This window comes from Variovorax sp. P1_H2 (assembly GCF_056405295.1).
The window spans coordinates 36,535-51,000 of record NZ_JBFUCJ010000042.1 but is presented as its reverse complement, the minus strand read 5'-3'; the positions used below and the strand labels follow the sequence as shown (position 1 = coordinate 51,000).

11 protein-coding genes and 1 pseudogene are annotated in these 14,466 nt (G+C 67.3%); 9 read left to right on the top strand and 3 right to left on the bottom strand.

Annotated elements, in window-relative coordinates:
• Together AC1D2E_RS16530 and serA are read right to left on the bottom strand one after the other, a co-directional pair.
• Positions 1-977 (bottom strand): annotated as a pseudogene (locus tag AC1D2E_RS16530) (hypothetical protein); the annotation flags it as partial.
• Between the two features lie 370 nt (positions 978-1,347).
• Positions 1,348-2,577, bottom strand: coding sequence for a phosphoglycerate dehydrogenase (gene serA, locus AC1D2E_RS16525; protein ID WP_478178100.1), 1,230 nt, complete (start codon positions 2,575-2,577; stop codon positions 1,348-1,350).
• A gap of 185 nt (positions 2,578-2,762) precedes the next feature.
• On the opposite strand from serA, the gene ugpB reads away from it, so the two are divergent.
• The 6 genes from ugpB to AC1D2E_RS16495 all read left to right on the top strand — a co-directional run bounded on the left by ugpB (position 2,763) and on the right by AC1D2E_RS16495 (position 10,564).
• Complete coding sequence (gene ugpB, locus AC1D2E_RS16520; protein WP_478198373.1) at positions 2,763-4,073, top strand: sn-glycerol-3-phosphate ABC transporter substrate-binding protein UgpB; 1,311 nt, start codon at positions 2,763-2,765, stop codon at positions 4,071-4,073.
• A gap of 168 nt (positions 4,074-4,241) precedes the next feature.
• Positions 4,242-5,123 carry a sn-glycerol-3-phosphate ABC transporter permease UgpA gene (gene ugpA, locus AC1D2E_RS16515; protein WP_478178098.1) on the top strand — a complete coding sequence of 294 codons (882 nt, stop codon included), beginning with the start codon at positions 4,242-4,244 and terminating at the stop codon, positions 5,121-5,123.
• 89 nt (positions 5,124-5,212) lie between these two features.
• Positions 5,213-6,064, top strand: a complete 852-nt coding sequence (gene ugpE, locus AC1D2E_RS16510; RefSeq protein ID WP_478198372.1) for a sn-glycerol-3-phosphate ABC transporter permease UgpE — start codon at positions 5,213-5,215, stop codon at positions 6,062-6,064.
• A 64-nt stretch (positions 6,065-6,128) separates the two neighbouring features.
• Complete coding sequence (ugpC, locus tag AC1D2E_RS16505; RefSeq protein WP_478198371.1) at positions 6,129-7,136, top strand: sn-glycerol-3-phosphate ABC transporter ATP-binding protein UgpC; 1,008 nt, start codon at positions 6,129-6,131, stop codon at positions 7,134-7,136.
• A 58-nt stretch (positions 7,137-7,194) separates the two neighbouring features.
• Positions 7,195-7,992: a glycerophosphodiester phosphodiesterase gene (gene ugpQ / locus AC1D2E_RS16500; protein ID WP_478198370.1), complete on the top strand. Its 798-nt coding sequence runs from the start codon at positions 7,195-7,197 to the stop codon at positions 7,990-7,992.
• Between the two features lie 115 nt (positions 7,993-8,107).
• Positions 8,108-10,564 carry a DUF3772 domain-containing protein gene (locus AC1D2E_RS16495; RefSeq protein ID WP_478198369.1) on the top strand — a complete coding sequence of 819 codons (2,457 nt, stop codon included), beginning with the start codon at positions 8,108-8,110 and terminating at the stop codon, positions 10,562-10,564.
• Here AC1D2E_RS16495 and AC1D2E_RS16490 read toward each other — a convergent pair.
• Positions 10,561-10,842, bottom strand: coding sequence for a hypothetical protein (locus tag AC1D2E_RS16490; protein ID WP_478198376.1), 282 nt, complete (start codon positions 10,840-10,842; stop codon positions 10,561-10,563). The two genes, AC1D2E_RS16495 and AC1D2E_RS16490, sit on opposite strands and share 4 nt — an antisense overlap.
• An 82-nt stretch (positions 10,843-10,924) precedes the next feature.
• Here AC1D2E_RS16490 and hemA point away from each other — a divergent pair, with 82 nt between their 5' ends.
• The 3 genes from hemA (at position 10,925) to prmC (ending at position 14,436) form a co-directional block, all read left to right on the top strand.
• Entirely contained in the window at positions 10,925-12,208 is a 1,284-nt protein-coding gene (hemA, locus tag AC1D2E_RS16485) for a glutamyl-tRNA reductase (protein WP_478198368.1), read from the top strand.
• Positions 12,209-12,302: 94 nt separating this feature from the next.
• Positions 12,303-13,391 carry a peptide chain release factor 1 gene (gene prfA / locus AC1D2E_RS16480; RefSeq protein ID WP_478198367.1) on the top strand — a complete coding sequence of 363 codons (1,089 nt, stop codon included), beginning with the start codon at positions 12,303-12,305 and terminating at the stop codon, positions 13,389-13,391.
• A 232-nt stretch (positions 13,392-13,623) separates the two neighbouring features.
• Complete coding sequence (gene prmC, locus AC1D2E_RS16475; protein ID WP_478198375.1) at positions 13,624-14,436, top strand: peptide chain release factor N(5)-glutamine methyltransferase; 813 nt, start codon at positions 13,624-13,626, stop codon at positions 14,434-14,436.
• The last annotated feature ends 30 nt before the right edge of the window (positions 14,437-14,466 follow it).

The window sequence follows — 14,466 nt, the reverse complement described above, 5'->3', positions numbered from 1 at the left end:
ACGCCAGGCGCGGGATCCTGCCCGAAATAGGTGTTGTTGCAGGTCGCCGTCCCCGTCACCGTCTTCTGGACCCAGCTCGAGCCGGCCCCGTACTGCACGGTCGTGGCCGTGGCGACGGTGAACGATGCGCCTTCATTCGCCAACAACGTGGACGTCGTCGGGGTCGTGGGGGTCGTCGGGGTCGTTGTCGTGCTCGCCGAATAGCAGGCTTTGACGACGCCAGGCGCGGGATCCTGCCCGAAATAGGTGTTGTTGCAGGTCGCCGTCCCCGTCACCGTCTTCTGGACCCAGCTCGTGCCGGCCCCGTACTGAACGGTCGTGGCCGTGGCGACGGTGAACGATGCGCCTTCATTCGCCAACAACGTGGAAGTCGTCGGGGTCGTGGGGGTCGTCGGGGTCGTTGTCGTGCTCGCCGAATAGCAGGCTTTGGCGACGCCAGGCGCGGGATCCTGGCCGAAATAGACGTTGTTGCAGGTCGCCGTCCCCGTCACCGTCTTCTGGACCCAGCTCGTGCCGACCCCGTACTGCACGGTCGTGGCCGTGGCGACGGTGAACGAAGCGCCTTCATTCGCCAACAACGTGGAAGCCGTGGGGGTCGTGGCCGTCGTTGTCGAGCCGGTCTGCGCAAAGCACCCCTTGAGGACGTTGGGGGCGGGATCGCTGCCGAAGAAGGCGCTGCTGCAATACGCGGTGCCGCTGATGGTCTTCTGGACCCACGAGGAGTCGACGCCGTACTGGACGAGCGTGCCGCTGGGGACCGTGAACAACTGGTTTTCGGTCGCGATGCTGATCCAGCTCGCGTCGAGCTTCTGCACGGCGGCTTGCTTGCTTCCGGTTGCGGCCAGCGCTGCTGCATCGCCGGTCGATTCCGCGTCGGCCGACTTGGCCGCCGTTGTGGTGTCGGCTGTCGCGCCCACACCTGAGGTGCCGCTGCCCGAGCTTCCACCACCGCAGCCGGCCAGGATCGCCAGCAACACGAGGCAGGTAAACTTTGATATTACTTTCACACTTGATTCCTCCAATTGACATGATTTTTCAGCCTTAGTCATGTCAACGCAAGCAAGTGGAGTCGGATTTTTCCTACATTTTGTTCAGGTACATCGGGTTACTCCTCTCCTCTTTTCAGCCTAGAACTAAGTCTTTTGTCATAGACAACGGGCGAGAAATGCAACCAATTCGTTGCCAACGTCGATAAAAAGACCATGATGGCCTTACACCCTTTCACAAAAAGGGCGGCCCGTGTTCATTCGATGCACAGCGCCGGAGGCCCGGCGGAGCGCCTTGAGGGCGATTTCGGGAGGGAATGAAGCGGGACGGCTCAAGCGCCCGCAGGCCACGCTGCCGCGGCTAGAACAGCACCCGGCTGCGGATCGTCCCAGGCACCTTGGCCAGCTTCTCGAGTGCCAGGTCGGACGAGGCGGCATCGATGTCGGTCACCACGTAGCCCACCTTCTCGTTGGTCTGCAGGAACTGCGAGGCGATGTTGATCTGGTTGTCCGAGAAGATTCGGTTGATCTCCGACAGCACGCCCGGGACATTGCGGTGCACATGCAGCAGGCGATGCTTGCCCGGGTGCGCCGGCAGCGCCACCTCGGGGAAATTCACCGACGAGGTCGAGGTGCCGTTGTCGCTGTACTTCACCAGCTTTTCGGCCACCTCGAGGCCGATGTTGGCCTGCGCCTCCATGGTGGAGCCGCCGATGTGCGGCGTCAGGATCACGTTGTCGAGTCCGCGCAGCGGCGACCGGAACTCGTCCCTGTTGCTGCGCGGCTCGACCGGGAACACGTCGATCGCGGCGCCCAGCAGCTTCTTCGCCTTCAGGGCCTCGGCCAGCGGCTCGATCTCGACCACGGTGCCGCGCGAGGCGTTGATCAGGATCGCGCCCGGCTTCATGGCCGCGATTTCGGCGGCGCCGATCATCCACTGCGTGGCCTGGGTCTCGGGCACGTGCAGGCTCACGATGTCGCTCTGCGCCAGCAACTCGGGCAACAGGCGGACCTGGCGCGCATTGCCGAGCGGCAGCTTGGTGACCACGTCAAAGAAGCAGACGTTCATGCCAAGCGCCTCGGCCAGCACCGAGAGTTGCGCGCCGATCGAGCCGTAGCCCACGATGCCCAGCGTCTTGCCGCGGATTTCGAAGGCATTCTCGGCCGACTTGAGCCAGCCGCCCCGGTGCGCCACCGCACTCTTCTCGGGCACGCCGCGCAGCAGCAGGATGGCCTCGGCCAGCACCAGTTCGGCCACCGAGCGGGTATTGGAATAAGGGGCGTTGAAGACCGCTACGCCATGCTCCCGCGCAGCCTCCAGGTCGACCTGGTTGGTGCCGATGCAGAAGCACCCCACCGCCACCAGCCTGTGCGCCTCGGCGAACACCTCGTCCGTCAGTTGCGTGCGCGAGCGGATCCCGAGGAAATGCACATCGGCGATGCGCGCCTTGAGTTCGGCATCCGGCAAGGCACCGGAAAGCGACTCGATGTTGCTGTAGCCCGCGGCCCGCAGCACCTCCACCGCCGAAGGATGGATGCCCTCGAGCAGGAGGAACTTGATCTTGCTTTTGTCGAGTGAAGTCTTGCTCATTCCGGGGCCAGAAAGTCGAATGACGATGCTAGCATGGTGCGCCGCAGCACGACGTGCCTGCCGCGGCGCACCAAAAGGGTTTCCCCGGCTGGTGGACGCTTCGTGGCGCGCAAAGAATATGTGACGCTGTCGTGTCATACGCGCGACCTAGCATCCGCGCTTTCATTTCCCCCTCAGGAGTCTTCATGCGATTCAAAACGCTCGCCATGGCATCGGCGCTGGCCGCAACGCTTTCCACATCCGCGTTGGCCCAGACCGAGATCCAGTGGTGGCATTCCATGACCGCCGTCAACGGCGAATGGGTCAACGACCTGGCCAGGCAGTTCAATGAGAGCCAGAAGGACTACAAGATCGTGCCGACCTACAAGGGCCAGTACGACGAATCCATGACGGCCGCCATCGCCGCCTTCCGGGCCGGCAACGCGCCGCATATCCTGCAGGTCTTCGAAGTCGGCACCGCGACCATGATGGCCAGCAAGGGCGCCATCGTGCCGGTCGGCCAGGTCATGAAGGACGCCGGCGAGAAGTTCGACCCGAGCGCCTACATTCCCGCGGTGGCCGGCTACTACACGGCGCCCAACGGCCAGATGCTGAGCTTTCCCTTCAACAGCTCGACCACCATCTTCTATTTCAACAAGGACGCCTTCAAGGCGGCCGGCCTGCCGACCGACAAGGCGCCCGCGACCTGGCCCGAAGTGGTCGCCGCCGCGGCCAAGCTCAAGGCCAGCGGMCACAAGTGCCCGTTCACGACGGCCTGGCAGAACTGGACCCAGCTCGAGAGCTTCTCGGCCTGGCACAACGTCGAGTTCGCGACCAAGAACAATGGCCTGTCCGGTCTGGACACGCGCCTGAAGGTCAGTTCGCCGCTGCACCAGCGCCACGTCGAGAACCTCGCGAGCATGGCCAAGCAGGGCCTGTTCATCTACAAGGGTCGTGGCAACGTGCCCGAGGCGTCCTTCGTGTCCGGCGAGTGCGCCATGATCGCCACCTCGTCCGGTTTCTACGGCAACGTGGCGAAGAACGCCAAGTTCGCCTACGGCCTGACGGCGCTGCCCTACTACCCCGACGTTCCGGGCGCGCCGCAGAACACGGTCATCGGCGGCGCCAGCCTGTGGGTGATGGCGGGCAAGAAGCCGGAAGAGTACAAAGGMATCGCCAAGTTCTTCAGCTTCATCTCGACACCTGAAGTGCAATCGGCCAGCCACAAGCGCACCGGCTACCTGCCGATCACCACGGCGGCCTACCAGCTCACCGACAAGTCCGGCTTCTACAAGGAGCATCCGGGGACCGACGTCGCCGTGACCCAGATGATCCGCAAGGTGACCGACAAGAGCCGCGGCATCCGCCTGGGCAACTACGTGCAGATCCGCGCGATCGAGGACGAGGAGCTCGAGCAGGTCTGGAGCGGCAAGAAAACCGCCAAGGAAGCGCTCGACGCCATCGTGACGCGTGGCAACGAGCAGTTGGAACGCTTCCAGAAGGCAAATAAAGGCTGACGCCTTTATTTGCCTTCGGCATTCAGGTTGGCACCCCACCCTGCCCTCCCCGCCAAGCGGGGAGGGTGCTTGCCGGTGCTTGGCAAGGTGCTTGGCGGGGCGCCACACACGATAGACTCGCAGCCCCGCCGGGCCTAAGAACCGGCGGGGTTTCTTTTTGAGGGATTCATGGAAAAACGCGTCGTCTTTCGCTCGGGCTGGCTGCCCTGGGCGCTGCTAGCGCCGCAAATGGCCGTCATCATCGTGTTCTTCTTCTGGCCAGCCAGCCAGGCGCTGATGCAATCGATGCAGATGCAGGATGCCTTCGGCACCTCGACCGAATGGGTCGGCTTCGACAATTTCAAGCAGTTGTTCTCGGACCCGAAGTACATCGACTCCTTCGAGACCACGGCGCTGTTCTCGATCCTGGTGGCCTTCTTCGGCCTGACGATCTCGCTCGTGCTCGCCGTCTTCGCCGACCGCATCGTGCGCGGGGCGATGCTCTACAAAACCCTGCTGATCCTGCCCTATGCCGTGGCACCCGCGGTGGCGGCCGTGCTGTGGGTCTTCATGTTCTCGCCCTCGCTGGGCGTGATCGCCTACGCGCTCGGCAAGATCGGCATCGACTGGAACCACCTGCTCAACTCGACCCACGCCATGACGCTGATCGTGTTGGCCGCGGTCTGGAAACAGATCTCCTACAACTTCCTGTTCTTCCTGGCCGGCCTGCAGTCGATTCCCAAGTCGCTGATCGAGGCCGCCGCCATCGACGGCGCCGGGCCCCTGCGCCGCTTCTGGACGGTGCAGTTCCCGCTGCTGTCGCCGACCACCTTCTTCCTGCTGGTGATCAACATCGTCTACGCCTTCTTCGACACCTTCGCGATCGTCGATGCGGCGACCCAGGGCGGGCCGGGCCGGGCAACCTCGATCCTGGTCTACAAGGTGTATTACGACGGTTTCAAGGCGATGGACCTCGGCGGCTCGGCCGCGCAGTCGGTGGTGCTGATGGCGATCGTGGTGGTGCTCACCGTGATCCAGTTCCGCTACGTTGAAAAGAAGGTGAACTACTAAGATGACCAGCCCCCACGCTCATCGCTTCGCGTATCGCTGCCCCCCGAGGGGGCGCTCAGTGCCCTTCGGGCGGCCGGGCGGGCACTGACATGGTCGAACGAAGCCCCACGCTCGGCATCCTGGCCCATGCCGTGATGATCTTCGGCGTCCTGATCGTCGCCTTCCCGCTCTACCTGGCCTTCGTGGCATCGAGTCACTCGGCCCAGGAAATCGTGCAGGCGCCGATGCCGCTGCTGCCCGGCGGCCACCTCTGGGAGACCTACAAGTCGGCCCTGTTCGGTCGCACGGCCGGCGCCGGATCGACCGCGCCGGTGGCCCGCATGATGTGGGTCAGCCTGGTGTCGGCACTGGTCATCACCTTCGGCAAGATCGCGATCTCGCTGCTGTCGGCGTTCGCGGTGGTGTACTTCCGCTTCCCGTTCAAGACGCTGTGCTTCTGGGCCATCTTCGTGACGCTGATGCTGCCGGTCGAAGTGCGCATCGGCCCGACCTACCAGGTCGTCTCGGACCTCGGCATGCTCAACAGCTACGCCGGCCTGACGATTCCGCTGATCGCCTCGGCGACCGCCACCTTCCTGTTCCGGCAGTTCTTCATGACCGTGCCCGACGAGCTCATCGAGGCTGCCCGCATGGACGGCGCCGGCCCGATGCGCTTCTTCTGGGACGTGCTGCTGCCGCTGTCGAAGACCTCGATTGCGGCGCTGTTCGTGATCCAGTTCATCTACGGCTGGAACCAGTACCTGTGGCCGCTGCTCGCGACCACCACCGAGGACATGTACCCGGTGGTGATCGGCATCAAGCGCATGATCGCCGGCGGCGACGGCCAGAACGAATGGAACATCGTGATGGCCACCGCGCTGCTGGCGATGCTGCCGCCGGCACTGGTCGTGATCCTGATGCAGAAATGGTTCGTCAAGGGCCTCGTGGACACGGAAAAGTAAATCACTTTGCGGGACAGACCAAGTTGCGAAGCAATTTGCTCTGTCCTCAACTGACTAAAAAGACATGGCAGCACTCTCTCTTCGCAACGTCATCAAGCGCTACGGCCACGGCCCGAAGGCCAACCAGGTCATCCATGGCGTCAGCGCCGAGATCCCCGACCACGAATTCGTCGTCATCGTCGGGCCTTCGGGCTGCGGCAAGTCGACGCTGCTACGGATGGTCGCGGGCCTGGAGGAAATCAGTGCCGGCGAGATTCGCATCGGCGACCGCGTGGTCAACAACCTCGAGCCGTCCGAGCGCGACATCGCGATGGTGTTCCAGAACTACGCGCTCTATCCGCACATGTCGGTCTTCGACAACATGGCCTACGGCCTGAAGATCGCCAAGGTGCCGGTGCCCGAGATCAAGACCCGGGTCGACAAGGCGGCCAAGATCCTCGAACTCGGTCACCTGCTCGAACGCAAGCCACGCCAGCTCTCGGGCGGCCAGCGCCAGCGCGTCGCCATGGGCCGTGCCATCGTGCGCCAGCCCAAGGTGTTCCTGTTCGACGAACCGCTGTCGAACCTGGACGCCAAGCTGCGCGCCCAGACCCGGCTCGAGATCCAGAAGCTGCACCGCGAGCTCGGCATCACCTCGCTGTTCGTGACCCACGACCAGGTCGAGGCCATGACGCTGGCCGAACGGATCATCGTCATGAACGGCGGCGTGATGGACCAGTTCGCCACGCCCGAAGAGGTCTATTCGCGTCCCGCCACCACCTTCGTCGCGAGCTTCATCGGCTCGCCGCCGATGAACCTGCTGAGGCATGCGCCTGGCGTCCGGCCCGGCATGATCCTCGGCATCCGGCCCGAGCACCTGAGCCTCGATGCGAGCGGCTGGTCGGTGCAGGTCGAGCATGTCGAACTGCTGGGTGCCGAGCGGCTGATCTATGGCCGCATCGGCGAAGAGCAGCTGATCATGCGGGTCGACGAGGGCCACACGCCGCCGGTCGCCGGCGACACCGTCAAGATCGCAGCGCGCCAGGACAAGCTGCATTGGTTCGACGCCGGCTCCGGTAAGAGGAGCGCATGAGCGCCGCCCGGCCGCCCGAAGGCGCTCGCACCGCAGTGCGCAGCACGGAGCTTGCCCTATGAGCGCCGCCCGGCCGCCCGAAGGCGCTCGCACCGCAGTGCGCAGCACGGAGCTTGCCCGATGCGACTGGCCCTACCCGCGCTGGATCGCCCATCGCGGTGCCGGCAAGCTGGCGCCGGAGAACACCCTGGCCGCCTTCCGCCTCGGTGCCGAATACGGCTATCGCATGTTCGAATGCGACGCCAAGCTCAGTGCCGACGGCGTGCCCTTCCTCTTGCATGACGCAACGCTCGAGCGCACCAGCAGCGGTCGCGGGATCGCAGGCGAGTTGCCTTGGGCGGCACTGTCGCAGATCGACGCCGGTGCCTGGCATTCGCGCCGCTACGCCGGCGAGCCGCTGGCGAGCCTCGAGGGCCTGATCCGCTTCTGCCTGGCGAACCGCTACGCGTTGAACATCGAGATCAAGCCGACCCCCGGGGTCGAGCGCCTGACCGGCGAGGTCGTTGCCCGCCACGCCGCGCAGCTCTGGACAGACGCGGCCCAGCCGCCGCCCCTGCTCACTTCCTTTGCGCCCGACGCCCTGCGCGGTGCGCTCGCCGCCCAACCCGGACTGCCGCGCGGCCTGCTGCTGGACGCGCTGCGCGAGGGCTGGCTCGACGCGGCGCTGGAACTCGGCTGCGTCGCCGTCGTCTGCAACTACGCGCTTTGGGACGGCGCGACGGTGGCGCAGGTGCACGACGCCGGAATGCGCGCGCTGAGCTACACCGTGAACGACGAATGGGCGGCCGAGCGGCTGCTCGCCCTGGGCACCGACGGCATCATCACCGACCGCGTCGACCGCTTCAGCCCCACGTGAATGTGGAGCCCCCATGCATTCCGTCACTTCGTGTACTCGCGGCGATCCGGCGCCGGCCTGAGCCCGCCGACGGCTTGTTTCGAACCGGCAGCCAGCGGCTTCTATGATGAAGACCATGCGCTGGCTCCCCCATCTCAAGGCCCTCCTGCTGGCTCTCGCGCTGTGCGCCGCAGGCGCCTGGGCGCAGGACCCCGCGACCGAGACCACGCCCACGGTGGCGTCGCTGCGAAGCCAGCTCGAGGCCGTGCCGTCACAGATCGAGACCACCGCCAGCGTGCGCAGCGTGGTCGAGCAGCTCAACGCGATCAGTGCCGCGACCGACAAGTTCATCGCCGCCCGCACCGGCGAGCTCAATGACCTCAATGCCCGACTCGGTGAACTCGGCAACGCGCCAGCCGCAGGCGCGACCGAGAACCCCGACATCACCCGCCGCCGGGCCACGCTGACCAAGGAGCGCAACGCGCTCGATGCCAATATCCGGCTTGCACGGCTGGTGTCGGTGGATGCCCAGCAACGCGCCAGCGAGCTGCTGGCCAAGCGCCGCGCCCTGTTCGAAGCCCAGCTGACCGAGCGCGCACCCTCGCCGCTCGGGCGGGAATTCTGGGAGGACATCGATGACGCCTGGTCCGGCGACATGGCCCGGCTCGACCAGCTCGGCGCCGAAGTCGAAGAGGGCTTCGAGACCGCGCGCCAACCGGCCCATGCGGCGGCCGTGCTCGGCACGCTGGCGGTCGCCCTGCTGGTGGCGGTGCTGGGCAACTGGCTGGCCGAGCTTGCGCTGGCCCGGTTCGCCGCGCGCTTCCTGCCACCCGGCCGGCTGCGGCGTTCGCTGCTCGTGATCGCGATCGTCACCGCCAACGTGCTGCTGGTCGGACTGGCGGCGCAAGGCGTGTTCGCCGTGTTCGACAACCATGGCATCTGGGGGCCCCAGACCCGCAAGCTCGGCCAGAGTGTGGTGCAGTCGAGCATCTTCATCGCCTTCGTGGTGGGACTGGGCCGCGCGCTGCTCTCCAACGGACGGCCTTCGTGGCGGCTGCCGCCGATCTCGGACCCGATGGCCGCGCGGCTCGCGCCCTTTCCGTGGGTCATGGCGCTGGTGTCCGTGGTGGTGTGGACGCCGACCCAGGTGAATGCGGTGATCGAGGCGAGCTTCGCCGCGGTGGTCGCCACCCATGTGATGACCGCCCTGGTCCTGACGGCCATGATCGGCGCCATGCTGCTGCGCCTGCGCAGCGCGCCAGTGGCCGAGGCGGCACCGAACGCGCCGAGCCTGCCGCCGGCACCTGTCGCGCCCTCCGCGGCCGAATCCGGCTTCGGCGGCCTCGAACGTCCGATGTGGGTCGGTGTGCTGCTGGCCGGGGTCACGCTGATCCTGATCGCGATCTGGGTGCTGGTGGCGATCGGCTACGTCGCGATGGCCAGCTTTCTGGCGAGCCAGCTCACCTGGGCCGGCATCGTGGCGGCCGCTTTCTATGTGCTGTTCAAGTTCGCCGACGACCTGTTCACGGCGGTGGTGTCGTCACGCAGCAACTTCGGCCAGAAGCTGCAACTGAGCTTCGGCCTGCAGCCGCGCTCCCTCGACCAGGCGGCGGCGGTGCTCTCCGGCCTGAGCCGCGTGATCCTGTTCTTCTACATGGTGATCGCGCTGGCGACGCCGCTCGGCACCAGCCCGGGCGAGGTCTACCAGCGCAGTGGCAAGTTCGGCAGCGGCATCAAGATCGGTGAGATCCAGCTGGTGCCCGGTGCAATCATCAGCGCGGTGACGGTGCTGGTGATCGGTTTCATCGCCCTGCGGGTGGTGAAGCGCTGGCTGGAGCAGCGCTACCTGCCGCACACCGGCCTCGAGCCCGGGATGCAGAGCTCGATCACCACCCTGCTCGGCTACGTCGGCGGGATCATGGTGGTGGCCTTCGGACTGTCGGCGCTGGGCATCGGCATCGAGCGCATCGCCTGGGTGGCGAGCGCGCTGTCGGTCGGCATCGGCTTCGGCCTGCAGGCCATCGTGCAGAACTTCATCTCGGGGCTGATCCTCTTGGCCGAGCGCCCGGTCAAGGTCGGAGACTGGGTGGTGCTGGGGAATGCGGAGGGCGACGTGCGCCGCATCAACGTGCGCGCCACCGAGATCCAGCTGGGCGACCGCTCCACGATGATCGTGCCGAACTCGGAATTCATCACCAAGACCGTGCGCAACATGACCCTCTCCAATGCCGAGGGCCGGGTGCTGATCCGCCTGCCGATGCCGCTGACGACCCACGCCACGAAGGCCCGCGAGGTCATGCTGGCGGCCTTTGCCGATCACCCGGGCGTGCTGTCCACGCCAGCCCCCTCGGTCACGCTCGAGGGCGTCGAGGTGGGGTTCCTGATCTTCCAGGCGATCGCCTATGTGCAAAGCCCCCGCCTGGCGGGCGGCGTGCGCAGCGACGTGCTGTTCGCGATGCTCGAGGGGCTGCGGGCGGCGGACCTGCCGATGGCGGCCTATCCGGGGGCAGCGGCCTATCCGGGCGCGCCCGGAGTGCCGGCGCCCGTCGTCGCGCCGTCGCCGCCGCCGGTCTTGCCGGGCCTGGCGAGCTAGGCGCGGCGCCAGCCACCGCCCAGCAGCCATTGGCTGGTGGCGCAGGCCAGCACCAGGGCGGCGTAGGAAGTCATCTTGCCGTCGCGGCCGAACACCACGAGGCCAGCCACCAAGACCGCCGTGCCGACTATGAAATTGATAGCACCCTGAATCCACCAGGCCGGCGCTTTGGCAGACTTTCGCATCGCGACCCGGCCCAGCAGCGCCGTCAGGAAGCCGACCGCGAAGGCTGGAGCGACGAAATTGAGCAGGTGATCGACAAGGTCCAGCGCTGACATGGCAGAGAGTTCGCCGTCCCGGTTGCGGCCTTTTTCGCGGCCGCGGGTGGTCCGGGCCTTGCCCATTTTATAATCACGCGCTATGTCAGTCTGGGCCCTCGGCTTGAACCACACGACCGCGCCGCTCGACCTGCGCGGTCGTTTCGCGTTCGCCATCGACCAGATCGCCCCGACGCTGCACAGCCTGCGGACGTCCTTCGGCTCGAACCGGCATCCCGGCGTCGAGGCCGCGATCATCTCGACCTGCAACCGCACCGAGATCTATTGCGCCGCCGACCAGGTGGCGCTCGAGCACACGGTCGACTGGCTGGCCCACAGCGGCGGCGTCTCGCCGGCCCTGCTGCGCTCGCATGCCTACACGCTGTACGACCACCACGCCGCGCGCCACGCCTTCCGCGTCGCCAGCGGGCTCGACTCGATGGTGCTCGGCGAAGCCCAGATCCTCGGCCAGATGAAGGACGCCGTCCGCGCCGCCGAAACCGCCGGCGCGCTCGGCAGCACGCTCAACCAGTTGTTCCAGCGCTCCTTCGCGGTCGCCAAGGAGGTCCGCACCGCGACCGAGATCGGCGCCCATTCGATCAGCATGGCGGCGGCGGCGGTGCGGCTGGCCGGCCAGCTGTTCGAGGACCTGCAACACACGCGGGTGCTGTTCATCGGCGCCGGCGAGATGATCGACCTCGCGGCGACGCATTTCGCGGCCCGGCAGCCCAAATCCATCGTGATCGCCAACCGGACGCTGGAGCGCGGCGAAAAGCTGGCCTCGCGCTTCGGCGGCGAAGCCATGCGGCTGGCCGACCTGCCGGCCCGGCTGGCCGAGTTCGACATCGTCGTCAGCTGCACCGCCAGCACGCTGCCGCTGATCGGCCTCGGCGCGGTCGAGCGTGCGCTCAAGCTGCGCCGGCACCGTCCGATGTTCATGGTCGACCTGGCGGTGCCGCGCGACATCGAGCCCGAGGTCAAGGCGCTCGAGGACGTCTACCTCTACACGGTGGACGACCTCGCCCAGGTCGTACAGCAGGGGCACGCCAACCGGCAGGCGGCCGTGGCGCAGGCCGAAGTCATCATCGATGCCGGCGTCCAGAGCTTCATGCACTGGCTGGACCAGCGTGGCACGGTGCCGCTGATCCGCCAGCTCAACGCCCAGACCGACGAATGGCGCGCCATCGAGCTGGCCCGCGCGCGCAAGCTGCTGGCCAAGGGCGAGAGCGTCGATGCGGTGCTCGAGGCCTTGTCGCGCGGCCTCACGCAGAAGATGCTGCACGGCGCCCTGGCCGAGCTGCATGCCGGCGATGCCGCGGCGCGCGAGCAGACGGCACAGACCCTCTCGCGCCTGTTCCTGCGCAACGAACCGCGCAAAGAGCGTTAGCGACGCTGGTCGCTCCGGCGGCGCCGTGCGCCCCGCCACACCCGCGGCCGCATCACCCGGCTGCGGCCTTCTCACCCGCCCTGTCCCGCATCCCGTGAAACCCTTCCTGCGTCACCAACTCGAGCGCTATGCGCAACGCCTCGGCGAACTCGACTTCCTGCTCTCGCGCGAGGACATCATGTCCGACATGGCGCAGTACCGAACCATTTCCCGCGAACATGCCGAGGTCACGCAGGTCGCCGGCCGCTACAGCCGCTACCAGCAGCGCGAGGCCGACCTGGCCAGCGCCCGCGAGATGCTCGACGAGCCCGAGATGGCCGAGATGGCGCGGGATGAAATCGCGGCCGCCGAGACCGAGCTGCTGCAGCTCGACGACGAACTGCAGCGCCTGCTGCTGCCCAAGGACCCGGACGACGCCCGCAACGCCTTCCTCGAAATCCGCGCCGGCACCGGCGGCGACGAATCGGCGCTGTTCGCCGGCGACCTGCTGCGCATGTACACGCGCTATGCGGAGCGCGCCGGCTGGCGCTGCGAGATCGTCAGCGAGAGCCCGAGCGAGCTCGGCGGCTACAAGGAAGTGGTGATCCGGATCGTCGGCGACGGCGTCTTCGGCAAGCTGCGCTTCGAATCCGGCGGCCACCGGGTGCAGCGCGTGCCGGCCACCGAGACGCAGGGACGCATCCACACCAGCGCCTGCACGGTCGCGGTGCTGGCCGAACCCGACGAGGCGCAGGCGGTGCAGATCAACCCGGCCGACCTGCGCATCGACACCTACCGCGCCAGCGGCGCCGGCGGTCAGCACATCAACAAGACCGATTCGGCGGTGCGCATCACGCACATCCCCACCGGCATCGTGGCCGAATGCCAGGACGACCGCAGCCAGCACCGCAACAAGGCCAAGGCGCTGCAGGTGCTGTCGGCGCGGATCCAGGAAAAGGACCGCAGCGAGCGCGCGGCCAAGGACGCCGCCATGCGCAAGGGCCTGATCGGCACCGGCGACCGCTCGGACCGCATCCGCACCTACAACTTCCCGCAGGGCCGCCTCACCGACCACCGCATCAACCTGACGCTCTACAAGCTGCTGGCGATCATGGAAGGCGACCTCGGCGATGTGCTGGCCGCCCTGCAGGCAGCGCGCGAGTCCGAGCAGCTCGCCGAGCTCGAAGCCGGCCTGCCGGGATGAACAAACACCCCCGAAGCGCCTTCGGCGCCCCGAGTCGCTGCCAAAGGCAGCGGCTCTTCGTGTCCGTCCAAGCCTGCGCAGGCAGGCTTGGAGCCGCGGACCTCAGCCCCTCAAGGGGGCGATACCAGCGGCCCGGCGAAGCCGGTTCCGCGGCATCCCTGGCCTGGGCCGCGCCACTTCCGCCCGGCCACGCGGGGATGGTCCGGTGACGTCACCCTCGACCCCAGCGCAGATGCTGGCCGCGGCGGCGGCTCTCGGCGTCGACCGGCTCGATGCCCAGCTGCTGCTGCTGCATGCGCTGGGCCGCGCCGCGAGCGAGCGCGCCTGGCTGCTGGCCCACGACACCGACACCCTGGCCGACGGCAGTTGGTCCGCCTTCGAGCGGCTGTGCAACCGCCGGGTGGCCGGCGAACCGGTGGCCTACCTGGTCGGCGAGAAGGAATTCCACGGCCTGGGCCTGCAGGTCGACACCCGCGTGCTGGTGCCGCGACCCGACACCGAGACACTGGTCGAATGGGCGCTGCAGTGCCTGGACGGCCGGACCGCACCGGCGGTGCTCGATCTCGGCACCGGCAGCGGCGCGATCGCCCTGGCGATCCAGCATGCGCGGCACGACGCCCGGGTCGCGGCGGTCGACGCCAGTGCCGACGCCCTGGCGGTGGCCCGCGCCAACGCAGACCGGCTCGGCCTGCCGGTGCGCTTCGCCCAGGCCGACTGGCTGGACGGCGCCGACCGCGGGCTGGACCTGATCGTCTCGAATCCGCCCTATATCGTGGCCGGCGACCCGCACCTGGCCGCGCTGCGCCACGAACCGCTGCAGGCGCTGGTGTCGGGTGCCGACGGACTGGACGACATCCGACGCATCGTCCGGGCCGCCCCGAACCACTTGAAGGACGGCGGCTGGCTGCTGCTCGAGCACGGCTACGACCAGGCCGGCGCGGTGCGGCGGCTGCTGGCCGATCGCGGCTTCGAAGCCGTCCAAAGCCGCGACGACCTCGCCGGCATCGCGCGCTGCTCCGGCGGATTCTGGCCGGGAGTGAAATAATCCGGCCAGTCCAATTTTCAGGAGTCACCC